Source organism: Isoptericola sp. NPDC057653 (assembly GCF_042799955.1).
Classification (GTDB): Bacteria; Actinomycetota; Actinomycetes; order Actinomycetales; family Cellulomonadaceae; genus Isoptericola.
Genome location: NZ_JBHVHP010000002.1, coordinates 1,145,525 through 1,171,180 on the forward strand (window position 1 = coordinate 1,145,525; position 25,656 = coordinate 1,171,180).

Consider the following 25,656-nt stretch of genomic DNA (forward strand, 5'->3'; position numbering starts at 1 on the left):
CGAGCCGGACCAGGCTCCCGCTAGCGTGGGTGAATGGTCGTCCTCCCGCCACATCCTGGCGCCTCGTCACCCGGCGTGAGCCGCCGCATGAGCGCCGCCCGACGTCGGGACACCAAGCCGGAGGTCGACGTGCGCCGAATACTCCATGCTCGCGGCCTGCGGTACAGGGTTGCCTACCCCGTGCCGGGGCGGCCGCGACGGACGGTCGACATCGCCTTCACCAGGACCAAGATCGCCGTGTTCCTGGACGGTTGCTTCTGGCACGGATGCCCTGATCACGGCACGCTCCCCACGGCGAACAGGGCTTGGTGGGTCGCCAAGCTCGGGGCGAACGCGGCTCGCGACCAGGACACCACGACGCTGCTCGAGAATCAGGGTTGGCTTGTCCTGAGATTCTGGGAGCACGAGGGAGCGGAATCTGTCGCGGGCGCGGTCGCCGCAGCGGTCACCGCGCACCGAGCGCGGTGAGTTTCTTTGCGGCTTCTGTCGGCACGCCGGTCCAACCGTCCGTCTCCACCTCTCGAATCACCTCAGATGCTGCATCCGGAGGTGCGACCAGCTCCAGTGCTCGTCCGCCGTGCGACTGCATCGGGTAACCACCACGGCGAGCTGACGTCCATCCCCATCGACTGCGTGCTGAAAATTGCTGACTAGCCCCCTTTGTCCCGCTCGGGACGTGTCGTATTCGTCGTGTACTGGTGGGCTCGGTCGATCGTCGACTCCACCAAGACCGTCCAGCCGAGCTTCCCGGCTGCGTCGGCATCCGCCGAAAGCTGGGCCTTGACGCGGCCGCGGCGCCATCGTCAGCGAACTTCTTCTGCCGCTTCCACACCGTCTGCCGCGGTCCGAACGCCTCGCTGGGCAGTCTCGCCACGAGATCCGTCCGGTACCGGTAGGCGACACTCTCAACCACAGTGCAGTGGTCACCGAAGGAGCGACCGAACTCGCCCGTGTTCGACGGCAACACCCGCGCGATCCGCTCCCACGGCTCATCCGTCATGACCTCGAACCGGCTCACGGCCGCGAGTCTGCCGCGAGTCTGCGCAGTTCCTTACGCGGGCGGACGCATGGCAGAACAGATCGTCCTGGCGGGCGACAGCCCTGCACTCCAGCACCGCCCGGTCGGGTTCCGTGTCTTGCCCGACGACGACCAACCCGAGCTCGTCCAGGCGGCAAGAGGTGGTCAGGTCAGGGCGCAGCTCTGGAATGCTGGAGTGACATGGCCCCGACCTGCCCGAACGCTTCACCCGGAGTCATTCTGCGATCGGGACTCAACGCATACCGGCGGGAGCTACCCTGGCCTGGCCGCAGATAGGCTTGACAGTGACGCAGGGGGTTTCGTGCCGATGTTCGCAGATCCGATCGATGGGCCGTACAGCATCTTCCTCAAACTCCTCGAGAAGATGCCGCCCGCGCAGGCTCTCGACGACCTGCGGACCCTCACCGTCCCGGAACCGGTCGTCCAGGCGATCCGCACCCGCTTTGAGGAAAGCGTTGCGATGGTCAAGGAGCTTGACGAGCCCGCCGTCGTCGAGAACAAGGGTCGGCAGCCCTGGTATGCAGGACCGAAGCCCGACGACAGGTACTGGCCTGCCGTGAAGAAGATCCTCCGCGCCGACGGATGGGCCGACGACGCGATCACCTCTCTCGACAATTCCTCAACACGGATCGTATCGCTACTCGACCACCCGCAGGAGAAGACCTTCCGCTCGCGAGGCCTCGTCGTTGGCTACGTGCAATCGGGAAAGACGACGAGCTTCACCTCTGTCATCGCGAAGGCTGCCGACCAAGGCTACAAGTTCATAATCGTGCTTTCCGGAATTCACAACGGGCTGCGCCGGCAGACCCAGAGCCGACTCATCAAGCAGCTCGTCGAACCCAACCCATCCCAATGGCACCAGCTGACCAACATCGATCGCGACTTCTCCCCCATGCCGAACCCCGCGGCGTACTTCGGTAAGGCGTCAGGCCCCCGGGTCCTATGCGTCGTTAAGAAGAACGGCGCGGTTCTTCGCAAACTCGCAGCATGGCTGGAGGCTGCATCCCAACATCTCGTCGACACACCAACGCTGATCATTGACGACGAGTCCGACCAGGCCACCGTCGCGACGAAGACGATTAATCCGCTGATACTACGGATCATGGAAGGTCTGCCCCGTAGCGTATACCTCGGCTACACGGCAACTCCGTTCGCCAACCTCCTCATCAGCCCAGCTGCCGCGGACCTGTACCCGCGCGACTTCGTTGTGAATCTCCCGAAGCCGGCAGGTCACTTCGGCACGGAGGTCATCTTCGGACGGGATCCGGTCGAGGGCGAAGAACCTGAGGACGCTCCTGACGGCTACGACATGGTCCGATTCGTCCCGGACGACGACATCGAGCACGTGCGCCCAATGAAAAGGGAGAGCATCGGAACGTTCACTCCCACCATCGTCGACTCGCTTCGGGATGCGCTCGAATACTTCCTCCTGGTAACGGCCGGGCGCCGTGTCCGAAAGACCGGCAACCCGCACAGCACGATGCTCATCCACATCAGTGTGAACACCGCGGTGCACCTGAGCTATCGCGGCCCGCTAAAGGCGCTCCTCAATGGTCTGCGCGCCGATGTCGCGACCGGCGACGCCGTCGACCGACTCCGCGCCCTTTGGGAATCCGAGACGAAGCGCGTCCCAGCAGACGAGTTCGGAGAGGCGCCGGTAGACTTCGACGATCTCCTCGTCGAGCTCCCAGGTGTGATCCAGGCCTGCCGGGTCGTAATGGACAACTCCAACAGCGACGACCGTCTCGACTATGAGAACGGTCCTGTGGTGGCCGTCGCGGTGGGTGGGAACACCCTCTCCCGCGGTCTCACGCTCGAGGGCCTCTCGGTCAGCTACTTCGTTCGCGCCGTTTCCGCGTACGACACCTTGCTCCAGATGGGCCGCTGGTTCGGCTTCCGCAACGGCTACGCGGATCTCCCCCGCATCTGGATGACCGACGAGTTGGCTGGCTGGTTCCGACACCTTGCGATGGTCGAGCATGAGATGCGCGCCGACATCGACCGCTACATGACCGAAGACATCACGCCCCTGGAATTTGCAGTCCGACTGCGAACTCACCCAGCGCTCCTGGTGACTGCACGGGCCAAGATGAGGGGCGCCGTCAACGCCTCCGCCTCATACGGTGGTCAGCGCCTCCAGACCCACTACTTCCACACCGACGCCGACTGGCTCAAGCAGAACACCGAAGCAGCACGGGGCCTGGTGAAGGCTGCCATCGCCGAAGGGTTGGAGCCCGTCTCGAACGATGGGCGGTACGTCTTCCACGCCGTCTCTTACACGTCCGTGCTCGGCTTCCTCACCGAATACTCGTTCCACGACGACTGGGCCATCGCGACGAGCGAGCTTCTAACCGAGTACATCCAGCGCAGGGTCCGTACCGCCAACGCCCTCCGTAAGTGGAACGTGGCTGTCATTGGCAATCCGTCCGGTAGAAGCGAATTCTCTTTCGGTAACCATGTGACCGTCGGTCTCGTCAACCGTGCCAGACTCCGCACCGAGCGGGTCGATTTTGCCGATATCAAGACCCTTATGAGCCGCAAGGACGCTGCCGTCGACTTGCCTGGTGACCACACGAAGGCCACGGAGGAGGATTTGAAGAGAGCGCGCGCTACCTTCGCGCCGGCGACCGGCCTGATCACCCTCTACCCGATCGACAAGGGCTCCGCGCCAGCCACGACCCGTGCCGCGAAGACACGCGAGAACCTTAGCGCGGCTGAGCACGTGATTGGCGTGGGCATCGTGTTCCCACCAGTCCCGTCCGGCGACGCTGAGGCCCACTACGTCCAGGCGGACCTCTCGGGAGTTGAGTTCGAGGAGCTAGAGGAAGAGGATTTCAGCGCCGTGGAGGACGACGAGTGAGCATCAAGAATCGAATCACTTTCGAGGAGCGGTGGGCGAGCCTCCGCGCGATCCCGCCGTCGACACACACGAAAATGCGGGTCCACGAGCTCCCCTACACGACCCCGTGGGGCAGCGTTTGCCTCGCGACCGACCGCGATGAGATCCGCCATCTATTGGTGCCGATTCTCTCGTCCACAAGGGTGCGCTCCGGGCTCGACGGTCCCGGCCTCGTGCTTCGCAAGCGTGTGCTGGAAGACGTCGAGAGCCGCACGACGTTCGTCGACCTCTCCTGCCCTCGCCCGGAACTGCGGTACCTGTTCGACGACCTGTGCTCCGACATCATGGTCGAGCTCTCCGGTCTGGAACACCAGCCCTTGAAGGCGGTCTACCAGGTCGTGGACCGATGGCGCTCGCTCTTCGATCGCCCGGGCGGGCTCCTCTCGGACGAGGCCGCGGCGGGCCTGTTCGGCGAGCTGCTCGTCTTGCGACGACTCTTGAAGAACGATGCCAGCGCGCACCGGTGCTGGACCGGACCACACGGTGCCCGACACGACTTCGTGATCGATAACCTCGCCGTTGAGGTGAAGGCGACCGGCGCGAACAAGGGTCGCATCGTCCGAATTCACGGCCTGGACCAGCTTGAGGCACCAGAATTCGGACGGTTGCTGCTCGTCGTGCTCCGTCTCGAAGACAGCCGACGATCGGGCGGCGGGACCACGCTCCTACAGCTCGCCGAGGAAGTAATCGCGCTTTGCGACGACGAGCCGGCAGTGCGTTCCTTGCTGGCAGCCGTCGGCTACGTCCTCGGGGTCGTCGAGACCAACGACACGCGCGCCTGGTCGGTCACAGAGGAACGGTGGTACGACGTCAACGATGACTTCCCGCGCCTGACCCGAACGGCACTCTCCACGGCGGGCGTGAGCGACACCGTCGTCGACGTGGACTATTCGCTCGACCTCACGGCTGAGATCCCCGCCCTCGTTCCGATTGCTGACGTCGCGACGATCCTCAAGACAGGAGCGGCCTGAACCGATGACTGTTGTCTCCACCGGCACCGGACCACGCTGGGAGTCCCAGCAGTACCCACCAGAGGGCGCCGCCGCAGCGGAGGGCATACGCAGTCAGCTCGGCCGCCCAGCGTTGGATCTCCTCACGGTGCTTGTCCGCGAGGCGGCGCAGAACAGTTGGGACGCCCGGTCGGGTGGCATCGACGTCAGCTTTGGCCTCGACCTCTACACAGTCAGCCCAGCGCACGCTCCGACCTGGCGGAGCCTGCTGCTTGAAGGCGGGCCAAGGAACTCCGACATCTTCCCGCTACGCAAGGCGCTGGGGCAGACATCAATTCGCGTTCTGGCGGTGTCGGACCGCGGAACGAAGGGTCTCGGTGGACCGACCAGGGCGGACGTCGTGACCGACGGCCCGCGGGACTTCGTCACGTTTGTCCGTAACGTCGGCGAACCGCGGGACACCAGGCTCGGCGGCGGCACCTACGGGTTCGGCAAGGGCATCTTCTTCATGCTCTCGCAGGCTCGCACCGTGCTGATCCACACACGAACCCTGCACGAGGGTCGCCTGCAGACGAGGCTTGTCGGATCAGCGCTTGCCCATAGCTACACAATGCAGACCCTCGCTGGCGGCGAGGCCCGGTACACGGGCCGTCACTGGTGGGGCAGGCCCGTAGACAACGTCATCGAGCCCCTCCTCGACGACGAGGCCGACGACGTCGCGGGTCGCCTGGGGTTACGCCCTTTCGGCCACGATGAGACCGGGACGACCGTGGTGGTCGTCGACCCGGAGATCGACGAGACCTTGGGCTCCGCGAGTGACGTCGGCACCTATCTGGCGGAGACGATCATGTGGCAGCTCTGGCCCAAGATGTTGCCCCGCCATGACCGGCTGCCAGCAATGTCGTTCCGCGTGACGGTCGACGGGCAGGAGTACGAGATCCCCGACCCTGTCACGACTCACCCGATCCAGATGTTTGTCGAGGCGTACCGGCTGATGAACAGCCCCGAGGCACGTTCCATCGAGCTCGGCCGCCCACGTCGACGCCTCGGTGTCCTGGGGCTCCACGCCAGCCTCGTGCTGCCCTGGACACCGACCCGCGCCGCCGAAACAGCAGGGTTTACGAAGAACCTGGTCCACCACGTGTGCTTGATGCGGTCGGCGGAGCTCGTCGTGACGTACCGTCCAGGGATCGAGCCAGCAGCGGAGCTGAAGGGCTACGCCGGAGTCTTCCGCGTCGCCGAGACGCTCGACGAGGTCTTCGCGCGGGCCGAGCCGCCCACGCACGACGCCTGGAACGCGGACAGTCTCTCCCCCGACGAACGGAGGTACGTCAACGGCGTCTTCCGCCGATTGAGGGAGGCTCAAACCGAGATCAACGGGCTCCAGGTCTCGGTCGGCTCGAGCAACAACGGCATGGCTCTCGGTGCTGCCAGCAACTACTTCTCCGCCCTCGTCCGTGGGTCCGCCGGGTTCGGAGGCCGTCACGCCGCGGCAGGTGGCCAGGGAGCAGTGAATCAAGCACCCGTCGGACAGTCCCCGTCGGCCACGCCTGGCACGGCCAGCCGCGCGAGGAGCCGGGCCGGCGACGACTACACACCTACCGCACGCGTCCGGGTCGAATACGTCGGTGACCCGTTTCTCACTATCCACGAGGGAGCAAGGACCCTTGTCCAGGAGTTCCGATTGTCTGGTGCGCAGACCGCCCGCGTCGACGCCAAGCTGTCGATCGCAACCGCGATCGACGCGGCGGGCCGCGATCGAGATCTCCTGAACCCGCCTCAGGTCCTGGGCTGGACTGGACCGGATGGGAACTCCGTCGACGCCTCATACCCCGTCACCATCAGTGACGACCGCGGTATCTGGCGACTTCTTGTCCGCCCGACCGAGGACACGATGACTGTGGTCGAAATCCAGGCCGAGGCGGTTCACCTGTGAGTCGGATCGCGTACCCGTACATCCGCCCAGCGGCCGAGACCGTGGAGGCCGGGCCGTGGCTCTTCATGCTCGACGACGCTGCCGTCGACCTACCGGAGAGCCTCGACCAATGGGACTACAACCTCGACCTCCATGTCCGACGAACGGTCCGAGTCGATGTCGACCTCGTCCGCGAGCAGTGCCGACTGCCTGAGGACGTGGCAGTCGACCTGTGCGTCGTCTGGCGGTCAAGCGGGTCCGGCCTGTTTGGGCGGGCTACGGCGCTCCGTGTCGTCGGCCGCCAGCCCGCCGAACTTGACTTGGACGTCACGATCCCTGGCACCGCTGTCGGCGGAGTCCTCGACCTCGACACCGTCCTCGTCCTGGCCGAGTCCCGCGAACGCAGCGACGTCCTCGCACCGTGGCGTGCCGGGTCGATGCTCTGGCAGCAGCGCTCCTCCATCCGCCTGCAGGGCGACGCCTCACAGTTTCCGATTTCAGTCGTCGACTTCGCCGCGACCTCGTTGCCTGACGGGGCAGGTTGGCACCTGGAAATTAGCGGTTCGATGGATTCCGCCGCAATGGGATCGCTGCTCCTGCTCGTCAACGAGCAGCACAAGCCCGTCGCCGAAGCGTTCGGCAACGCCGGAAGGCCCCGCGCAGCCGACCGCCTCGTACTGTCCGCCGCCTACGCGGACGTCGCTCGTACGATGATCGAGCACGCCCTTGCCTGCGACGAGTTCAATGACGACGCCGAGTTCGACGATGAGACGCTGGGAGCCATGCTGATGGACGTTTTCCGCGGCGTCTTCGGCGACCGAACAGTCAAGGACATCCGGCTCCGCGCGAAGGACAGTCCCTCGCTCGTCGCCACCGAGGTCCAGGCCGCGGTGAACATCTTCGGGAGCGAACGATGAGCACGCTCTACCCTCGCCTCCTGGGGAGCCGTGTCCGCGCCCTCTTCGCGGAGCTTTCCGAGGCATCGTCAGCAGCCGACCTGGTCGCCCGAGCCACCACCCACGACGACGCCGCCATTTACGTCGCAACCGGGGGTACCAGAGCGCCCGCCGAGCGGCTCACGACCCTGGCTGACTCGGTCCGGAGCCTCGCCCGCCTGCACGGGTATCCCGACGACGCTCGACGGACGACGGAGTTCGATGTCGCGCTCGCGCGCCTGTTGCACATGACGATGGACCTCGCGCCAGCAGAGGCGGCATCCCGGGAGATGTGGGCATTCCTGTCGTTGGACCTGTTGCCCGATGTCGCATACTGGCGCTTCCCGCATCCGCCCGGAGACCGAGTCATGAACACCGACATCACACGGCACGTGTTCGGACGTCTTTGGTGGCGCGCGGCCCTTGTCCATGACCCCACGCTCGAGGATCCCTACGAGGCCCTTGCGATCCTCGGTGAAGCTGACTTCGACCACGTCTACGCTCGCCGTGCTCAGATCGGCGCAAGCCCCAAAATCGTGCGGAACCTGCTCCTGGTATGGCGCGAACTTCGGTCGCGCCGCGAGCTCGAGGGTATCAACGAAAGGGATGCATTTCGTTCGATGCTCGTGCTCCTACGACGCGTCGTCCCGTTCTTGTCTCTCAATGCACTTGACGACGCCGCCCTTACCACCGAGCTCGAGCGAACGGCCCGGCAGGCGATCGCATCACTTAAGGCCGGTCGGCCCGTCTGACGATGATGGTGGTTGGTCCCAAAACCAGCTGAACGCAGATGAGGGAATAGCGCTGGCTGGCGGACGATCGAGCAGCGGGCGCAATCTGATCCGTCGCGCTCAGGCAGTGTACGACGAGGCGGTGACGCGGGCGAAGATCGAGGTAAGCCGAAATCATGGGTCAGGACAATGTATTGCCCGAAGAGCTGGCCATCGTCGCCCGCTGGCTCGAGCACGTGACGCGCACGCTCGCCTAACCGCGGCAGCACCGCTCGGGGTCTGATTTCACCCGTGTCCCCGGCAACAGCAGACCGTCGGGTCACCGATGCTGTGAGGATGCTGAACTCTGCCGCCGGGGACGGCCGGGCGACGACGCCCACTCCCCCCATCGAAGGACGACCCACGGCCCACAGACCTCGGCGGTCGCCCGGCTCCGAAGGCGGTCGTCACGCGGCCCGGCTGACGGCGTCCGGCGCGGCAGGGGCGCTGGTGCTGACCGGCCTGGTGGCGGTCGCCCCCGCGGCGACGGCGGCACCCACCCCCGACTGCGCCGCGCCGTTCCCGGTCGCCGACGTGGCGAACGGGGCGCCGGTCACCGGGCTGACGGTGAGCAAGGGCACCACGCCACAGGCGTTCACGGGCGAGGTGCTGGGCGTGCTCTCGGACGGCATCGCCCCGGACCTGGACATGATCGTCGCGGAGCTGCACTCGCCGGCGATCGACGCGGCGGGCGGCATCTGGCAAGGCATGTCGGGGTCGCCGGTGTACGCGGAGGACGGGCGCCTCATCGGCGCGGTCGCGTACGGGCTCGCCTTCGGCAGCTCCCCCGTCGCGGGCATCACACCGTACGAGGACATGCAGGGCTACCTCGGCGCCGCGAAGGCGGCCCCCGAGGTGGCGGTGGGGACGCGTCTGGCGACGCGGATCGCGGCCGAGACCGACGTGACCAAGGCCGAGGCCGCCCAGGGGCTGCGGCAGCTGCCGATGCCGATGGGAGTCGGCGGAATCGACCTGGCCCGCGCCCGCAAGGCGGTCAAGGCCGCCGGCGGCAGCGAGCTGGTGACGGCGGACTCCTACCGCATCGGCCGGTCCAGCGGCGTGGCGGCAGCCGGCATCGACACCGTGGTCGCCGGGGGCAACGTGGCCGCGGTGCTCTCGCACGGCGACATCACCGTCGCCGGCATCGGCACCGCGACCTCGGTGTGCGGCGACCGGGTGGTCGCCTTCGGGCACCCGCTGGCGTTCACGGGCAGGACGCGCCTGGGGCTGGCGGCCGCCGACGCGGTCTACGTCCAGGAGGACCCGCTGGGCGTGCCGTTCAAGGTGGCGAACCTCGGCGAGGTCGGGGGGACCGTCACCGACGACCGTCTCGCCGGGATCGCCGGCACGTTCGGCGCCGCACCCGCGCCGACGCCGGTCACCTCGAAGGTGTCCTACGACGGCAGGTCCCGCACCGGCACGACGCAGGTTCTGGACCCGGCCGCCCTCGCGGACGTCACCCTCCTCGCCGGCGTGGCCAACCACGACCGCGTGGTGGACGGGACCATCGGCGGGTCGGAGACCCAGGCCTGGACGATCACCGGCACCCGCGGCGGGAGCCCGTTCCGGCTGCGGTACGCCGACCGGTACCAGTCGGCCGACGACATCGGCTCCACGGGCGCCTTCGACCTCCCGGCCGTCGTGGCCACGCTCTCGTCCGTGTCGAACGTCAAGCTCACCGGCGTGACCAACGACGTCAAGGTCAGCGACAACACGATGCGCCACCGGGTGGTGAAGATCCAGCAGCGCACGGGCGGCCGCTGGGTCGACGTGACCGGCAAGACCGCGAAGGTCCGGGCCGGCAAGACGCTGGTGCTGCGGACCCGGCTCCTCGGGTCGGACGGCATCACGCGCTCGGTCTTCCGCGAGGACTTCACGATCCCGAAGCGGCTCAAGGGCAAGAGCGGCGTGGTCACGGTCGTGGGCGGCAACACCTTCCAGGACGAGTTCTACGAGCCGACGTCGTTCGACTCGGTCCAGAAGCTGCTCAAGGGCAACCTGCGCAACGACGAGATGGAGCTGGGCCTCGTCATCGGCAGCGGCAAGACCGCGTACGAGCGGACCCGGACGTCCGACGTCCTGACCCGCGTCGTGGTCGGGCAGAAGCAGCTGCGGGTCCGCGTCACCTCCTGAGGACGCCGCCTCCTCAGGAGCGCACGGCCCCCCGGACGCCACGAGGCCCGGTACCGCGGAGCTCCGCGGTACCGGGCCTCTGGCCGGGCGATCTGGTCCGACCGGTGGGTCAGAAGTTGATCGTGTAGTCCAAGGTCCCAGGATCGTTGCAATTCCGCGGTTCCTGCGCCACGACGCACCCGGCACCGCGGACGAGCCAGACGATGCCGCGTCCGACGTTCACGACGACGCTGATGTGGTCTAAGAATTCCAGGACTCTCGCCAGGCCGCGCCCGAGGGCTCGGAACGGTCGCCACACCTGATACCAGAAGCCCCGTCGCGGCCGGTTCGGCAGGGTCACGACCGCAGAGTGCGACACGCGACCGGTTCTCGGGGCCGCTCGACCGCGGGTCCGGTCACACAGCCCGCTAGGGTATTTCGCATGCGAAGTGACGACACGACGACGGTCGAGTCCGAGGAGCTGCGGATCCAGATCCCGGCGGGCGGCTGGGTCGTCGGCACGGTGCGCAAGTCCGCCGAGGAGTCCCCGCGCGGCGTCGTGGTGATCCACCCGGCGACGGCGGTGCCCGAGCGCCTGTACACGGGGTTCGCGGAGTTCCTCGCCGCCCGCGGGTACGTGGCCGTCACGTACGACTACCGCGGCACGGGCCGGTCCGGCAGCCCGCGCGAGCACCGTGGCCTGCGCATGCGGGACTGGATGTCCGACGACGTCCCCGCGGTCGCGGCGTGGGCTCGCCCGCGGTTCGGCGACGTACCCCAGCTGGCCGTCGGGCACAGCATCGGCGGGCACGCACTGGCGCTGGGGAACGGCTCGCGGGGCCTGGCCGGGTTCGTCACGATCGCGTCGCACGTGGCCGCGACGTCCACGATCCCTGACCGCGCCGAGCGGGCACGCGTCCGGCTGATCCTGCGGGCGCTCGGGCCGGCGACGGCCCGGGTGCTGGGCTACGTCCCCGGCCGCCGCACGGGCCTCGGGGAGGACATGCCCGCCGCCGCGATGCTCGAGTGGAGCCGCTGGTCGACCATGCCGGGCTACTTCTTCGACGACCCGACCATGACCGCCACCGCGGACGCCGCGCGCGTCACCGGCGACGTCCTCGCCGTCGGGTTCACCGACGACCCGTGGGCCACGCCCGCCCAGATCGACGCGATCACCAACCACCTCACTGCCGCCCGCGTCGAACGACGCACCTGGAGCCCCGCCGACGGCGGCGTCGAACAGATCGGACACCTGGGCTTCTTCCGCCGCGGCCTGCGCGACACGCTGTGGCCCGAGCTCCTCGCCTGGCTCGACGCACGCGCCGGCGCCGCCCCGGCACAGGAGGACGGGAACGTCAGGTTCCGCGCCAGGAAGCCACGACGATGACGCGCCGCCCGCCACGGCTGGCGTTCCTGACTACCGCGGCGGAACGCCAGATGCGCCGATGGATCGCGCGACGCGGCAGCGCACACGGCGATGGGAACGGCGGCCAGGGATTCGGCGCCCCCGCCGCCGGCGTGCTGCTGCACCTCGCCGACCACCCCGGCGCGACGATCGGCGAGGTGACCGCCGCCCTGCAGGCCTCCCCCGCCGGCGCCAGCGGCCTGCTCGCCCGCATGGAGCGCGCCGACCTCGTGCGCCGTCGTGCCGACCCCGACGACCGGCGCACCGTCCGCCTGGACCTCACGCCCGCAGGCACCGCGGCGCTGGACGACGTCCGCGCCGCGCTGGCCGAGCTCAACGACCGCCTCACCGACGGCTTCACCACCGACGAGCTGGCCACCGTGAGCCGCTGGCTCGAGCACGTGACGCACACGCTCGCCTAGCCGCGCCGCAGCGCCTTCAGGGAACCGACTCGCGGACGCGCGCACCACGATCAGGCTCCAGATCGGGCGGTCCCCCTGCCCCGCGTGCTACGACCTCGCCGCCTCGGACCGCTCCTGGACGGCCGGGAGCGTCCCGTAGGGCGCGAGGTAGCCGCGCTCGTCGACCTTGCGCACGTAACCGTTCGGGACGTCCGGCAGGGGATCCTCGGCGCGCATCTGCCAGACCGCGAGCGCCTCCAGCAGGGTCGAACGAATCTGGTGCAGGTCGGGGTCGTCCCACCGGTCGTGCAGCTCGTCGGGATCCTCGACGAGGTTGTACATCCGGAAACGTCCGGTCATCTCGGCCAGGAGCGTCCAGTCCCCGCTGCGGACCTTGCGGCGCCTGCCGCTCTGGGTGACGGCGTTGAGCTCGTCCCACCGGGGCGCGCCCCCCGGCCCGTCATGGATGAGGCCGGGCATCGGGTCGGGGACGTCGTGAGCCTCGTACGGCAGCCCGCCCATGCCCTGCTCGACGTAGACGCTGGCGAACTCCCCGGCCGGATAGGGGGCTCCGGTCAACAGGGGCCACAGGCTCCGGCCCTGGACGCCGACCGGGGCCGGGCGGCCCATCGCCTCGCAGAACGTGGGCATCAGGTCGGCGAGCGAGACGTGCGCGCTGTGCGGGGCCGCGCCGTCCGTCGCCGACCGGACCGGGTCGACCGGGGCGATCCCGTCGCCGTGGACCAGCAACGGGACCCGCGCGAGCACGTCGGGGATCTCGGCCCCCTTGCGCACCAGGCCGAACTCGCCGACGAAGTCGCCGTGGTCGGCGGTCGCGGCGATCACGCGACGGCGGCCGGCGTGCCGCGCCTCGAGACCCTCGTGCAGGCGGCGGACCTGGTCGTCGATCAGTCGCAGCATGCCGAAGTAGTTGGACCGCGAGCGCGGGATCGCCTCGGCGTAGTCGTCCGTGCCCTGCTCGCCGAGCTCGCGCAGGTACTGCCAGGTGAACGGCTGGTCGGCGAGCGCCTCGGCCCCCACCCGCACGTCGGGCAGCAACTCCGGCGGGAACATCGAGAAGTACGGTTCGGGCACCTGGTAGGGATTGTGCGGCTCGGGGAACGAGACCAGGACGAGCATCGGCTGGTCGGCGGGCACCTGCTCGACCCAGGCCAGCGTCTCGTCCACGATCCGCGGCGGGTTCTGCACCTCGACGGGGAACGGCGTCGGCGCCGTGGTGGTGCGGTGCCGGAGCGCGGCGAGCCACGAGTCGAACCCGTCCTCCACCGCGTCGCCCGACGGCTCCATCCGCCCGTCGTGCATGAAGTCGACGAAGTGGTCGACGTCCTCGGGCTGGAGGTACGTGTGATTCTTCCCCACGAGCGCGGTCGCGTACCCCGCCTCCTTGGCGACGCCGAAGAGGTCCGTCGTGAAGACGGCGAGGTCGGCGCCGGGGTTCTGCACGACGTGGTGCGCGCTCGGGAACCGGCCGGTCAGCAGGCTGGTGCGCGCCGGGCTGCACAGCGGCGAGGTGGTGTAGGCGCGGTCGAACCAGACTCCTTCGTCGGCGAGCGAGTCCATGAAGGGCGTGGTGTCGAGCGCGAAGCCCTCCCGGCGGCTCACGTCGGCGCGCTGCTGGTCGGTCAGGATGAGGACGATGTCCGGGCGGTCGTCGGTAGGCATGGGTTCCTCGGGTTCCTCGGGGGTCGTTCGGCTCGTCGTTCGGTGGGGCTCGTCCGGCGTCTCAGACCGACGCCGGCACGGGCGCCGCGGTCCGCGCCGCGGGGCGGATCGCGATCGCGCACACCACGCTCACGCCGACCGCGCCGGCCGTGGCGAAGGCGAGCGGCCAGGGGCTGCCGTCGCTCGCGATGAGGATCGCCAGGGCGGCCGGCGGGGTCAGCCCGCCGATGATCGCGCCCGTCTGGTACACCAACGACACCGCCGTGTACCGGACCTCGGTGGGGAACATGTCGGCCAGGAACGAGCTCTGCACGGCGAACTGGCTGCTGTTGCAGAGCCGGTAGATCACGACGCCGAGGACCATCAGGGCGAAGACCTTGGTGTCGAGCAGCGCGAACATGGGGAACGTCGCCAGCGCCAGGGCGACGAGCCCGTACACGAACATCCTCTTCTTGCCGATCAGGTCGGCGACCTTCCCCACCCACAGCATGAGGGGGATGGCCAGGATCGACGGGATGACCGTGGTCAGCAGGCTGATGCTGTTGGACATGTGGAGGTAGGTGGTGACGTAGGCGATGACGACGGCTCCGGCGAGGTTACCCGAGATCGCGTCGGCCGCCCGGGCACCGAGCCCGAGCAGCAGCCCGCGCCAGTGCCCGGTCACGACCGCCTTCAGCGGCGACTTCTCGACCCGGCCGCTCTTCACCATCCGCGTGAAGTCTCCCGACTCGCTGAGGCGGAGCCGGACGAACATCGCGTAGGCGAGCAGCACGACGCTCACCAGGAAGGGGACCCGCCAGAGCCAGGCCGCGTAGACCTCGTCGCCGGCGAGCGTCGTGGCCAGCAGCACGAAGATGCTGCCGAGGACGCCGCCGACGGGGTTGCCGAGCTGCGGGATGGCCCCGAAGAAGCCGCGCCGGTTCTCCGGCACGGACTCGATGGCCGCCAGGGCGGCGCCCGCGTACTCGCCGCCGAGCCCGACTCCCTGGAGCAGCCGGCACACCAGCAGCAGGATCGGGGCCAGCGCGCCGATGCTCGCGTAGCTGGGGATCAGGCCGATGGCGAACGTCGGGATCCCCATGAGCAGCATGGTGACGACCAGCAGCTTCTTGCGCCCCGTCCGGTCCCCGAAGTGGCCGAAGATGATCCCGCCGATCGGCCGGGTGAAGTAGCCGATGGCGACCGTCGTCAGCGCCAGCAGGGTCCCGACCGCGCCGTTCATCTCCGGGAAGAAGACCTGGTTGAAGACGATGGCCGACGTGGTGCCGTAGATCCCGAAGTCGTACCACTCGAAGGTCGAGCCGAGGAAGCTCGCCATGACCGTCCGCCTGGCGGCGGGCGAGATCTTTCCTGGCGCCTCCGCCAGCTCGCTGCTCTCTGACATCTCCGTCAGCTCCTTGGGGTGTCGACGCCATCGTTCGCACGCAATGCCACGGTTACCGTAACCGAGGCAAAAGTACGCTCACCCCTGCCCAGGTCCAAAATGTCCCCGCTGACGGCGACGACGGTCACCGCTCCGGGCCCGGTGTCGAGCCGCGCTCGACGGTCCGGAGAGCGACCTCGTGATACCGGGCCGGCGCGTCGTCACCCGCGATCCTCTGCAGCAGCCAGTCGAGCGCCACCGCGGCCATCTCGTCGTAGTCGGGCGCGACCGTGGTGATCGAGGGCCGGCTGAACTCCGCCTCCGGTCCTCCGCCGACGGCGACCACGGCGACGTCGGCGGGCACCGACAGGCCGTGCGTCCGCAGCGCGTGGAGCGCACCGAAGGCCACCGCCTCTCCCCCGGCGACCAGGGCGTCGAACCGCACGTCCTGCGCCAGGAGGCGGCGCACGGCCGCGTCGCCCGCCGCGCCCGTGTCGGCGTCGACGACGACGTCCACCACGGCCGGGTCCGCCCGCGACGTGTCGTCCCACCGCGGGCCGGACGCCGGGCCTCCGGGCGCGCGCAGCACCGCGATCCTGCGCCGGCCGGCCGCGGCGAGACGCGCGACCGCGCGGCGCGTGGCGGCCGACGACGACGCGATCACATGGTCGACCGGCAGCCCCACGTCGTGGTCGCCGAGCACGACCACGACGGACCCGTCCGGCAGGTCGACCTCCGTCGACGACGGGACCAGCAGCACCCCGTCGGAGCTCCCGACCTCCGCCCGCAGCACGTCGGCCTCACGCGCGGCAGAGCCGCCGGTCGGCTCGCAGAGCACGCCGACACCGGCACGCTCGCCGGCGTCGATCACCGCCGACGCCAGGGCCGCGTGCTCGGCCGATCCCAGGTGCGGCAGCGCCAGCGTCACGGTCCCGGTCCGGCTCGAGGAAAGGCGCAGGGCCGCGGGGTTCGGCCGGTAGTCGAGGTCGCGGACCGCCTCCAGGACACGTTCCCGCGTCGTGGTGCGGACCTGACCGACGTTGTTGAGGACCGCCGAGACGGTCTTCTTGGAGACCCCGGCCCGCTCCGCGACGTCGAGGAGACGCACCGGGCGCGCGCCCGTCCGCTCAGGCCCGGGCACGGGTGGACTCCCTCTCGACGAGTCGGTGCCGGACCGTGCGGCGCTCCGGGGAAGCCGTCCCCGCCCGGCCCAGCGCCTCGACGATGACCGCCACGCTCTCCCGGGCGATCGCCTCCCGATCGGTGTCGACCGTGGTCAGCGTCGGGCTGGAGTACGCGCTGCTCCCGACGTTCCCGAAGCCGGCCACCAAAAGGTCGTCCGGGACGCTCCGGCCGGCCTCGTGCGCCGCGTGGAGGGCACCCAGGGCCAGCGCGTCGCCGATGGCGAAGACCGCGTCGGCCGACGGCGTCCGCGACAGCAGCGCACGGGCCGCCTCCGCACCGGCCGGCAGCGTCACGGTGGTCGTGACGACGACGTCGTCGGGCCCCACCGAGATCCCCCGGTCCGACATCTCGTCCACGAATCCGCGGTACCGGTCGTCCGACTCCACCGACCACCGCGTGTCGCCGGGCACGATCACCGCGGGGCGTCGGCTCCCCCGGTCCCACAGCAGGCGGGCCACGCTCCGGCCCGCAGCGGCGTTGTCCGGCGAGACGGACGCCACCGCGTCGGACCGGACGGGGACGCCTGCCACCACCATCGGCCGCCCGGGGCCCATCGTGGCGAGCTCCGCGGGCCCCAGCTCGACGGACGCCATCACGATCCCGTCGACGTGCCGCAGCCGCGGGTTGGACCACACCGCCCGCTCACGGGCCAGCTCCCCCCGCGTCTGCTCGACCACGACGGAGAATCCCGCCCGCGCGGCGGCCACGAGCACGGCGTCCGCGAGGTCGCGGAAGTAGGGCACGGTCACGTCGGGGAGCACGAGGCCGATGACCTGGGACCGGCCGGACCGCAAGCGCCGTGCGGCGAGGTTGGGCCGATAGCCGAGCGCGGCGATCGCGTCCTCGACCCTCCGGCGGGTCTCGGCGCGGACGGCGACGGCGCCCGTGACGACGTTGGACACCGTCCGGGGGGAGACGCCCGCGGCCGCGGCGACGTCGCGTGCGGTGGGCGAGCCGGAGGGCTGGCTGCCGGACGTGGGTCGTCGACCGACGCGATCTCGATCGGCACTCACGCACGCAGACTACCCGCCGGGCACGCACCACCAGCAGACAGCACGAGGGGCCCGGACCCGGCGGTCTCCCGCGGGTCCGAGCCCCTCGTTCTCGCCGTCGGGCGACGACGGACGATCAGAAGTTGATCATGTGCCCCACGATGCCGTGGATGGACTCCTGGACGGCCTCGGTGAGCGTCGGGTGCGTGTGCACGTTCCGCGCGACCTCGTCGGCCGTGAGGTCCCACTTCTGCGCGAGGGTGAGCTCGGGCAGCATCTCGGAGACGTCCGGGCCGATCATGTGGGCGCCGAGCAGCTCGTTGTACTTGGCGTCGGCGACGATCTTGACGAACCCGGTGGGGTCGCCGAGGCCGTGGGCCTTGCCGTTGGCCATGAACGGGAAGGACGCGACCTTGACGTCGTAGCCCTCGTCCTTGGCCTGCTGCTCGGTGAGGCCGAACGACGCCACCTGCGGGGAGCAGAACGTGGCGCGCGGCATCATGCGGTAGTCGCCCAGCGTCATGGTCTCGGCGCCACCGATGGTCTCGGCCGCGACGACGCCCTGCGCCTCCGCGACGTGCGCCAGCATGAGCTTGGCGGTGACGTCGCCGATGGCGAAGATGTGCGGCACGTTGGTGCGCATGTGGTCGTCGATGGCGATGGCGCCGCGCTCGGTGAGCTGCACGCCGGTGTTCTCGAGGCCGAAGCCCTCGACGTTCGGCGCGAAGCCGACGGCGGAGAGGACCTTGTCGACGACGATCTCGCCGGGCTTGTCGTCCTTGACGCCCTTGTAGGAGACGGTCACGGACGAGCCGTTGTCCTTGATCGTCTGCACGGCGGTGGACGTCAGGATCTTGACGCCCATCTTCTTGTACTGCTTCGCGATCTCCTTGGAGACGTCCGCGTCCTCGTTCGGCAGCGCACGGTCGAGGAACTCGATGATCGTGACGTCCACGCCGTAGTTCTTGAGGACGTAGCCGAACTCCATGCCGATGGCGCCGGCGCCGACGATGGCGATCGACTTCGGCAGCTCGCGCGTCATGATCTGCTTCTCGTAGGTCACGACGTTCTCGGAGAGCTCGACGCCCGGCAGCAGGCGCACCTGCGAGCCGGTGGCGATGATGGCGTTGTCGAACGTCACCGTCTCGGTGCCGCCCTTGTTCAGCGCCACCTCGATCGTGTTCGCGTCGCGGAAGGTGCCGCGGCCGTCGAACTCGGTGATCTTGTTCTTCTTCATGAGGAAGTGGACGCCCTTGACCCGGCCGTCCGCGACCTCGCGGGACCGGTCGAACGCCTTGCCGAAGTCGAACGTCACGTCACCCGACATGCCGAAGAAGTCGGCCTGGTGCGTGAAGATGTGCGACAGCTCCGCGTTGCGCAGGAGGGCCTTGGAGGGGATGCAGCCCACGTTGAGGCAGACACCACCCCAGTACTTCTCCTCGATGATGGCGACGGACTTGCCGAGCTGGGCCGCGCGGATCGCGGCGACATAGCCGCCGGGGCCAGCCCCGAGGAGGACGACGTCGTAGTGGGAAGCCATGGGCCCAGCCTATTCGCGCGCGCGACCCCCTGCGGCGTGACGTCCGTCGCACCTGCGGAAGGGGCGCCGGCGCACGGGTTCAGCGGACCGTGTCGACGCCCAGGTTCGCGAGCTCGTCCGCGCGCTCGTTCCCGGGGTCGCCGGCGTGCCCCTTGACCCACACCCAGCGCACGTCGTGCTTGGTGACCTCGGCGTCGAGCGCCTGCCAGAGGTCCACGTTCTTCACGGGCTTCTTCGCGGACGTGGTCCAGCCGTTGCGCTTCCAGCCGGCGATCCAGGACTTCATGCCGTTCATCACGTACGACGAGTCGACGTGGATCGTGACCGAGCTGGGCCGCTTCAGGGCGCGCAGCCCCTCGACGACGGCGGTGAGCTCCATGCGGTTGTTCGTCGTGAGCGGGTCGCCGCCGTAGAGCTCCTTGGTGTGCTCGCCCGAGCGCATCAGCGCGCCCCAGCCGCCGAGGCCGGGGTTGCCCTTGCAGGCGCCGTCGGTCCACATCTCGACCAGGGGCTTGGAGTTCTCGTCAGGCACGCGCCCACCCTACGTTCCGCGGCGGTGTCGGACGCCGCGCGTAGCGTCGGCCGGGCATGCCCGCAGGATCCCTCGCAGGCTTCCCGTGACGACGAAGGAGACGCGCATGAGGTTCGGGTTCGTCGGGAGCTTCGGCTCCCCGGAGCAGATGGTCAGGCTCGCGCGCGAGTGCGAGGAGCACGGCTGGGACGGGTTCTTCAGCTGGGACGGCCTGAGCATGGCCGACTGGGGCGGCGAGTCGCTCACGGCGTGGGACCCGTTCACGATCCTCGCGGGCGCCGCGGCCGTCACGGAACGGATCACGCTGGGCGCGATGGTCTTCGCGCTCCCGCGGCACCGCGCGTGGGAGCTGGCGCAGCGCGCCCTCACGGTGGACCACCTCTCGGGCGGCCGCCTGGTGCTGCCCGTGGGTGTCGGCGTGCTGGACGACCGCGGCTTCACGTCCGTCCCCGGCCAGGTGACGAGCCTGCGGGAGCGGGCGGAGAAGCTCGACGAGACGCTCGAGTTCCTGCGCCGGTCGTGGTCCGGCGAGGAGTTCGAGGCCGACGGCGAGCACGTGCGCACCGGGCCGTTCCGGTTCGGCGCTCCCCCGGTCCGCGGCCACATCCCCGTGTGGCCCGTCGGGGTGTGGGACGCGCGACGCCCGCCGCTGAGGAACCTGCGCCGCACGCTGCGCTGGGACGGGATCGTCGCGCAGGCGCGCGGCACCACCCCCGAGGAGGCCGAGGCCGGGCCCGACGCGATCCGCCAGCTCGTCGCCTGGATCGCCGAGCAGCGCGCGGCCGACGGCGAGCGCACCGAGCCGTTCGACGTCGTCGCCTCCGGCCTGCTGCCCGACGACAAGGACGCCGCGCGAGAGCAGGCGCGGGCGATGGCCGGCGCCGGCGCCACCTGGTTCATCGACTCCTGGTGGGACCCGGACACCGCCACGCCGGAGCGGCTGCTCGAGCGCGTGCGGCAGGGGCCGCCACAGCTCTGACCGCCCGGCACACGGGGCCGCCCTGGACGGCTCGCTCCACCAATGGTTCAATGCGTTGACTCATTGATGGTGTGGTCCTCCCGGAGGTTCGGATGTTCGGTGATGGTGTCCTCCTCGCGGTGCTGGTCGTGGTGGTCCTGCCGCCGACGCTGGTGGCGCTGCTGGTGTGGCTCGTCGTGCGGCGCACGCCCGACGACGGCGGTGGCCCCGCCCGCGCGGCACGGCGGCACGAGCTGCTCGTCTCGTCGGTCGCCGTCATCGCCGCGGTCGTGTGCGCGGCGCTGCTGCTGGCGCAGCCGGTCGTCTGGCCGACCTGGGCGCCCGCGCCGGGGCTGCTGCAGGCCGTCGCGCCCTTCTCGGTCGCCCTGGTGTTCTGCGCGGTGCGCGCCGTCGGGGAGCGGACGTGGCCCCGGCCGCGCGGCGAGGTCCGCTCGGCCCCGCTGGCCCGCCGCACCGCCGGGTCGCTCGGCGGCGCGCGCCTGCGCGGGATCCTGGCGACCGCCGCGGCGTTCGCCGTCGTCCTGGTGATCTGCGGGCTCACCGCGGACACCTCGGGCCGCGCGTTCCCGACCGGGCCCGTCACGCTCCCCGGCGGCGGCGTCCTCACCGGCACGTCGGGCCCCTACCCCGGCTGGCCCTACGGCGCCGCCATGCTGCTGGGCCTCGGCACCACGGTCGCCGCCACCGGGGTGGCGCTCCGCGCGATCGTGCGACGCCCGCCGCTGCACGGCGTCCCCGCGGCGCACGACGACGCCGTGCGCGCGACCAGCGCCGCCCGCCTCCTGGGCGGCGTCCAGCTGTGCCTCGGCGTCGGGCTGGGCGCCACCCTGGCGATGAGCGGCAACGCCGTCCGCTCCGGTGGCGAGAGCCTGCTGCTGAACGGCGCGCCCGCCCACGGCCTGGTCGCCGTCGGCACGGTGCTGACCGTCGCCGGCCTCGCGGTCGCCGCCGCCTCCGTCGTCGTCGGGCTGCTCGCCGCACGGCCCCGGACGGCGCGCCCGGCACCGGCGGTCGCGACCCCGGCCGCCGCGTGAGCGACATCGTCGTCTCGCTGGCGTCGCCGGTGCCCGTGTACGAGCAGATCCGCGCGCAGGTCGCCGCGGCGGTCGCCGTCGGCACGCTGGCGCCCGGCGACCGGCTGCCCGCGTCGCGGGACCTCGCCCGCGACCTCGGGATCGCCGTCGGCACCGTCCAGCGCGCGTACCGCGAGCTCGAGGCGACCGGCGTGGTCGTCTCGCGGCGCCGCACGGGCACGGTCGTCGCGCCCACCGCCTCGGGAGAGGTCACGGCGGGGGCCGCGGCTCCCCCGCCCTCCGCCATCGTCGCCCGGGCCCACGCGCTCGTCGCCGAGGCGCGTGCCGCCGGCCTCGCGGACGACGCGGTGCTCGACGTCGTCCGCGGCGCGCTGGCCGTGCCCCGCGACCCCGCTCCGGACCCGGACCGAACGGGCTGACCCCTCAGGCGGGCCGGTCGAGGACCAGGTCGTCGCGCTCGGTCGACGGCGACTCGTCCTCGTGCCGGGCGCGCGCGGCCTCGATGTCGGGGACGTGCTGCTCGGCCCAGAGCCGCACGGCGCGGAGCGGGACCAGGAGCGAGCGCCCCAGCGGCGTCAGGTCGTACTCGACGCGCGGCGGATTCCCGCCGTGATCGTGCCGGCTGATCAGCCCGTCGGTCTCGAGGGAACGGAGCGTCTCGGTCAGGACCTTCGGGGTGATGCCCTGGATGTGCGCCTTGAGCTCGGTGAAGCGGCGGGGACCGTCGGCGAGGGCGTTGACGACGAACACGGTCCAGCGGGCGCCGATGCGGTGCAGCACGGTGCGGCTCGGGCAGGTCGCCGCCATCACGTTGTACGCCTTGCCCACGGGCTCCCCCGGTTCCGTTGAAGATACCGGTATCAAATCCATACCGTCGGTCCCGATCCTACGAGAGGGAGTGGCGACATGGAACGGATCCTGGTCATCGGCGGGGCACGGGCGCTGGGGGCGGCCGTCGCGCGACGTGCGGCGAAGGACGGGTACGACGTGGTGGTGGGCGCACGAGACCTGGCGGCCGCCCAGGCCCTGGCCACCGAGATCGGCGCGACGGCGGTGCGCGTCGACCTGCAGGACGAGGCGACGATCGCCGCCGCGGCCGCGAGCCTCGCGGACGGGGTCGACCACGTCGTCACGACCGGCTCGGCGCCGCACGACGTGCGGGCCACGGAGCTGGACTACGAGAAGCTGGTGGGCGCCTTCACGGCGAAGGTGCTCGGGCCGATGCTGGTCGCCAAGCACTTCGCGCCGGTGCTGCGGCCGCACGGGTCGATCGTGCTGTTCTCCGGCGTCGTCGGGTGGCGACCGGGGCCCGGCTCGCTCGTCAAGGGGACGACCAACGGCGCCGTCGAGCACCTCGCCCGCCACCTCGCGGCGGACCTCGCCCCGGTGCGGGTCAACGCCGTCTCGCCCGGGGTGGTCGACTCGGGCGCGTGGGACCGCCTGGGCGCGGGCAAGGCCGCCCTGCTGGGCAGGAGCGCCGCCGGGACGCTGGTCGGCCGGCACGGCGAGCCCGAGGACGTCGTCGACGCGGTGATGTGGCTGCTGGGCGCGGGGTTCGTCTCCGGCGAGACCGTCCACGTGGAGGGCGGCGCCCGCCACAAGGTGGGGTGAGCGGCCCGGGAACGCATCGAGCGTGCTGGCTTGCTCCTCAAACGATGCGTTTGAGGAGCAAGCCAGCACGCTCGATGCCGCGGGGCGGGGTCAGCCGACCGGGCGCGCCGGCTCGATCGGGACGCTCGGCAGGTGCTTGGCCGGCAGCGTCCTGGGCCGCCAGGCCGCGCGCTCCGCCTCGAAGGCCGCGATGTCGCCCTCGTGCTGCAGCGTGAGGCCGATGTCGTCGAGGCCCTCCATGAGGCGCCAGCGGGTGTAGTCGTCGATCTGGAACGGCACGGTGACGTCGTCGGCGTGCGCGGTGCGCGCCTCGAGGTCCACGGTCACCTCGGTGCCGGGCTTGGTCTCGAGGATCTTCCAGAGGATCTCGATGTCCTCCTGCGCGACGATGCCGGCCACGAGGCCCTGCTTGCCCGAGTTGCCGCGGAAGATGTCCGCGAACCGGGGCGCCAGCACCACGCGGAAGCCGTAGTCCTTGAGCGCCCAGACGGCGTGCTCGCGGGACGAGCCGGTGCCGAAGTCCGCGCCCGCGACGAGCACGGAGCCGGCCTTGTACGCGTCCTGGTTGAGGATGAACGTCGGGTCGCCGCGCCAGGCGGCGAACAGCGCGTCCTCGAACCCCGTGCGCGTCACGCGCTTGAGGTAGACGGCGGGGATGATCTGGTCGGTGTCGACGTTGGTGCGGCGCAGCGGCACCCCGACGCCCGTGTGGGTGGTGAACTTCTCCATGACGATCTCCTGCTACGGGGTGGGGGTCAGACGAAGGACGGGGCGGACAGCGGCGCCAGCGGGGTGCCGTCGAACGTCGTGAGGTCGACGTCGCCCTCGAACTCGAGGTCGGCGACCGACGACAGCGTGCCGCGGATGGCCGTGGCCGCCGCGACCAGCGGCGACACGAGGTGGGTGCGCCCGCCCTTGCCCTGGCGACCCTCGAAGTTGCGGTTGGACGTCGACGCGGCGCGCTCGCCCGGCTGGAGCTGGTCCGGGTTCATGCCGAGGCACATCGAGCAGCCGGCGTTGCGCCACTCCGCGCCGAACTCCTTGAAGATGACGTCCAGGCCCTCGGCCTCGGCCTGCAGGCGCACGCGCGCCGAGGCGGGGACCACGAGGACGCGCACGTCGTCGTTCTTGTGCCGGCCCTGGAGCACCTTGGCCACCGAGCGCAGGTCCTCGATGCGGCCGTTGGTGCAGGAGCCGATGAAGACCGTGTCGACCTTCACGTCGCGCAGCGGCGTGCCGGCCTCGAGGCCCATGTACTCCAGGGCGCGCTCGGCGGTGACGCGCTCGTTCTCGTCGGCGATCTCGGCCGGCACCGGCACGGAGGCCGACAGCGGCAGGCCCTGGCCCGGGTTGGTGCCCCAGGTGACGAAGGGCTCGAGGTCGGCCGCCTCGAGGACGACCTCCGCGTCGAACTCGGCGTCGTCGTCGCTGCGCAGCGTCGACCAGTACTCGACGGCGGCGTCCCAGTCCTCGCCCTCGGGGGCGTGCGGGCGGCCCTGGAGGTAGTCGAACGTGGTCTGGTCGGGGGCGATCATGCCGGCGCGGGCGCCCGCCTCGATGGACATGTTGCAGATGGTCATCCGCGCCTCCATCGAGAGCTTGCGGATGGCCTCGCCGCGGTACTCGAGCACGTAGCCCTGGCCGCCGCCGGTGCCGATCTTGGCGATGATCGCCAGGATGATGTCCTTGCTGGTGGCACCCGGGGGCAGCTCGCCGTTCACGGTGATCGCCATCGTCCGGAACGGCGCCAGCGGCAGCGTCTGGGTGGCGAGCACGTGCTCGACCTCGGAGGTGCCGATGCCGAAGGCGAGCGCGCCGAACGCGCCGTGCGTGGAGGTGTGCGAGTCGCCGCAGACCACGGTCAGGCCGGGCATCGTCAGGCCGAGCTGCGGGCCCACCTGGTGCACGATGCCCTGGTCGGCGTCGCCGAGGGAGTGGATCCGGACGCCGAACTCGCGGGCGTTGTTGCGCAGCGTGTCGATCTGCGTGCGGCTGGTGAGGTCCGCGATCGGCAGGTCGATGTCGAGCGTCGGGGTGTTGTGGTCCTCGGTCGCGATCGTCAGGTCGGGACGACGGACCGGGCGCCCGGCGAGGCGCAGGCCCTCGAACGCCTGCGGGCTCGTCACCTCGTGCACGAGGTGCAGGTCGATGTAGAGGAGGTCGGGTGCCCCGTCGCTGCCACGGCGCACCAGGTGCGCCTCCCAGACCTTCTCCGCCAGCGTGCCGGCCATCATGAGCTCCTCGTCCGCCGCGTCCCGCGGCCGTCGTGCGTGTGCGTGTGTCTCGGTCGATACCGCCGGTCGGGACCGGC

24 protein-coding genes are annotated in these 25,656 nt (G+C 70.4%); 13 read left to right on the forward strand and 11 right to left on the reverse strand.

Annotation, left to right across the window (positions count from 1 at the left end; all coding sequences use genetic code 11):
* The first annotated feature begins 87 nt into the window (after positions 1–87).
* Positions 88–468 carry a very short patch repair endonuclease gene (locus ACFU9A_RS16445; RefSeq protein ID WP_430576480.1) on the forward strand — a complete coding sequence of 127 codons (381 nt, stop codon included), beginning with the start codon at positions 88–90 and terminating at the stop codon, positions 466–468.
* On the opposite strand, the gene ACFU9A_RS16450 is transcribed toward ACFU9A_RS16445, so the two are convergent.
* Positions 446–1,000: a transposase gene (locus tag ACFU9A_RS16450; protein WP_430576481.1), complete on the reverse strand. Its 555-nt coding sequence runs from the start codon at positions 998–1,000 to the stop codon at positions 446–448. The two genes, ACFU9A_RS16445 and ACFU9A_RS16450, sit on opposite strands and share 23 nt — an antisense overlap.
* Positions 1,001–1,346: 346 nt before the next feature.
* On the opposite strand from ACFU9A_RS16450, the gene ACFU9A_RS16455 reads away from it, so the two are divergent.
* From ACFU9A_RS16455 to ACFU9A_RS16480, 6 genes are all read left to right on the forward strand, one after another.
* Positions 1,347–3,899 carry a Z1 domain-containing protein gene (locus tag ACFU9A_RS16455; RefSeq protein WP_430576482.1) on the forward strand — a complete coding sequence of 851 codons (2,553 nt, stop codon included), beginning with the start codon at positions 1,347–1,349 and terminating at the stop codon, positions 3,897–3,899.
* Positions 3,896–4,909, forward strand: a complete 1,014-nt coding sequence (locus ACFU9A_RS16460; RefSeq protein WP_430576352.1) for a PD-(D/E)XK motif protein — start codon at positions 3,896–3,898, stop codon at positions 4,907–4,909. Before ACFU9A_RS16455 ends, ACFU9A_RS16460 begins: the two co-directional genes overlap by 4 nt.
* 4 nt (positions 4,910–4,913) lie before the next feature.
* Positions 4,914–6,824, forward strand: coding sequence for a hypothetical protein (locus tag ACFU9A_RS16465; RefSeq protein ID WP_430576353.1), 1,911 nt, complete (start codon positions 4,914–4,916; stop codon positions 6,822–6,824).
* Positions 6,821–7,720 carry a hypothetical protein gene (locus ACFU9A_RS16470; protein ID WP_430576354.1) on the forward strand — a complete coding sequence of 300 codons (900 nt, stop codon included), beginning with the start codon at positions 6,821–6,823 and terminating at the stop codon, positions 7,718–7,720. Before ACFU9A_RS16465 ends, ACFU9A_RS16470 begins: the two co-directional genes overlap by 4 nt.
* Complete coding sequence (locus ACFU9A_RS16475; protein ID WP_430576355.1) at positions 7,717–8,490, forward strand: DUF6339 family protein; 774 nt, start codon at positions 7,717–7,719, stop codon at positions 8,488–8,490. Before ACFU9A_RS16470 ends, ACFU9A_RS16475 begins: the two co-directional genes overlap by 4 nt.
* Positions 8,491–8,958: 468 nt before the next feature.
* A complete protein-coding gene (locus tag ACFU9A_RS16480; RefSeq protein ID WP_430576356.1) occupies positions 8,959–10,641 on the forward strand; it encodes a SpoIVB peptidase S55 domain-containing protein in 1,683 nt (560 codons plus the stop codon).
* A 109-nt stretch (positions 10,642–10,750) separates the two neighbouring features.
* On the opposite strand, the gene ACFU9A_RS16485 is transcribed toward ACFU9A_RS16480, so the two are convergent.
* Entirely contained in the window at positions 10,751–10,981 is a 231-nt protein-coding gene (locus ACFU9A_RS16485; protein ID WP_430576357.1) for a hypothetical protein, read from the reverse strand.
* Positions 10,982–11,062: 81 nt separating this feature from the next.
* On the opposite strand from ACFU9A_RS16485, the gene ACFU9A_RS16490 reads away from it, so the two are divergent.
* Together ACFU9A_RS16490 and ACFU9A_RS16495 are read left to right on the forward strand one after the other, a co-directional pair.
* Positions 11,063–12,007 (forward strand): serine aminopeptidase domain-containing protein, encoded by a 945-nt coding sequence (locus ACFU9A_RS16490; protein WP_430576358.1) that lies wholly within the window; start codon positions 11,063–11,065, stop codon positions 12,005–12,007.
* A 50-nt stretch (positions 12,008–12,057) separates the two neighbouring features.
* Entirely contained in the window at positions 12,058–12,447 is a 390-nt protein-coding gene (locus ACFU9A_RS16495) for a MarR family winged helix-turn-helix transcriptional regulator (protein ID WP_430576359.1), read from the forward strand.
* Between the two features lie 87 nt (positions 12,448–12,534).
* Here ACFU9A_RS16495 and ACFU9A_RS16500 read toward each other — a convergent pair whose 3' ends face one another.
* From ACFU9A_RS16500 to rnhA, 6 genes are all read right to left on the reverse strand, one after another.
* On the reverse strand, positions 12,535–14,109 hold the full coding sequence (locus ACFU9A_RS16500; protein ID WP_430576360.1) for a sulfatase-like hydrolase/transferase: 1,575 nt from the start codon (positions 14,107–14,109) through the stop codon (positions 12,535–12,537).
* A 61-nt stretch (positions 14,110–14,170) separates the two neighbouring features.
* Positions 14,171–15,493, reverse strand: a complete 1,323-nt coding sequence (locus ACFU9A_RS16505; RefSeq protein WP_430576361.1) for an MFS transporter — start codon at positions 15,491–15,493, stop codon at positions 14,171–14,173.
* 124 nt (positions 15,494–15,617) lie between these two features.
* Entirely contained in the window at positions 15,618–16,613 is a 996-nt protein-coding gene (locus ACFU9A_RS16510; RefSeq protein ID WP_430576362.1) for a LacI family DNA-binding transcriptional regulator, read from the reverse strand.
* On the reverse strand, positions 16,600–17,670 hold the full coding sequence (locus ACFU9A_RS16515) for a LacI family DNA-binding transcriptional regulator (protein WP_430576363.1): 1,071 nt from the start codon (positions 17,668–17,670) through the stop codon (positions 16,600–16,602). Before ACFU9A_RS16515 ends, ACFU9A_RS16510 begins: the two co-directional genes overlap by 14 nt.
* A gap of 115 nt (positions 17,671–17,785) precedes the next feature.
* A complete protein-coding gene (gene lpdA, locus ACFU9A_RS16520) occupies positions 17,786–19,189 on the reverse strand; it encodes a dihydrolipoyl dehydrogenase (protein ID WP_430576364.1) in 1,404 nt (467 codons plus the stop codon).
* Between the two features lie 79 nt (positions 19,190–19,268).
* On the reverse strand, positions 19,269–19,688 hold the full coding sequence (gene rnhA, locus ACFU9A_RS16525) for a ribonuclease HI (RefSeq protein WP_430576483.1): 420 nt from the start codon (positions 19,686–19,688) through the stop codon (positions 19,269–19,271).
* A gap of 139 nt (positions 19,689–19,827) precedes the next feature.
* On the opposite strand from rnhA, the gene ACFU9A_RS16530 reads away from it, so the two are divergent.
* The 3 genes from ACFU9A_RS16530 (at position 19,828) to ACFU9A_RS16540 (ending at position 22,153) form a co-directional block, all read left to right on the forward strand.
* Positions 19,828–20,700, forward strand: coding sequence for an LLM class flavin-dependent oxidoreductase (locus tag ACFU9A_RS16530; RefSeq protein ID WP_430576365.1), 873 nt, complete (start codon positions 19,828–19,830; stop codon positions 20,698–20,700).
* A 92-nt stretch (positions 20,701–20,792) separates the two neighbouring features.
* Positions 20,793–21,734 (forward strand): hypothetical protein, encoded by a 942-nt coding sequence (locus tag ACFU9A_RS16535; RefSeq protein WP_430576366.1) that lies wholly within the window; start codon positions 20,793–20,795, stop codon positions 21,732–21,734.
* Positions 21,731–22,153: a GntR family transcriptional regulator gene (locus ACFU9A_RS16540; RefSeq protein ID WP_430576367.1), complete on the forward strand. Its 423-nt coding sequence runs from the start codon at positions 21,731–21,733 to the stop codon at positions 22,151–22,153. The genes ACFU9A_RS16535 and ACFU9A_RS16540 overlap by 4 nt, the downstream gene beginning before the upstream one ends.
* 4 nt (positions 22,154–22,157) lie before the next feature.
* Here the strand turns inward: ACFU9A_RS16540 and ACFU9A_RS16545 are convergent, their stop codons facing one another.
* Positions 22,158–22,562, reverse strand: coding sequence for a winged helix-turn-helix transcriptional regulator (locus ACFU9A_RS16545; RefSeq protein ID WP_430576368.1), 405 nt, complete (start codon positions 22,560–22,562; stop codon positions 22,158–22,160).
* Positions 22,563–22,640: 78 nt separating this feature from the next.
* Between ACFU9A_RS16545 and ACFU9A_RS16550 the strand changes: the two genes are divergently transcribed.
* Positions 22,641–23,345 (forward strand): SDR family oxidoreductase, encoded by a 705-nt coding sequence (locus ACFU9A_RS16550; protein WP_430576369.1) that lies wholly within the window; start codon positions 22,641–22,643, stop codon positions 23,343–23,345.
* Positions 23,346–23,435: 90 nt separating this feature from the next.
* Here ACFU9A_RS16550 and leuD read toward each other — a convergent pair whose 3' ends face one another.
* On the reverse strand, positions 23,436–24,074 hold the full coding sequence (gene leuD / locus ACFU9A_RS16555) for a 3-isopropylmalate dehydratase small subunit (RefSeq protein WP_430576370.1): 639 nt from the start codon (positions 24,072–24,074) through the stop codon (positions 23,436–23,438).
* Between the two features lie 26 nt (positions 24,075–24,100).
* Positions 24,101–25,576 (reverse strand): 3-isopropylmalate dehydratase large subunit, encoded by a 1,476-nt coding sequence (gene leuC, locus ACFU9A_RS16560; protein WP_430576371.1) that lies wholly within the window; start codon positions 25,574–25,576, stop codon positions 24,101–24,103.
* Positions 25,577–25,656: the final 80 nt, after the last annotated feature.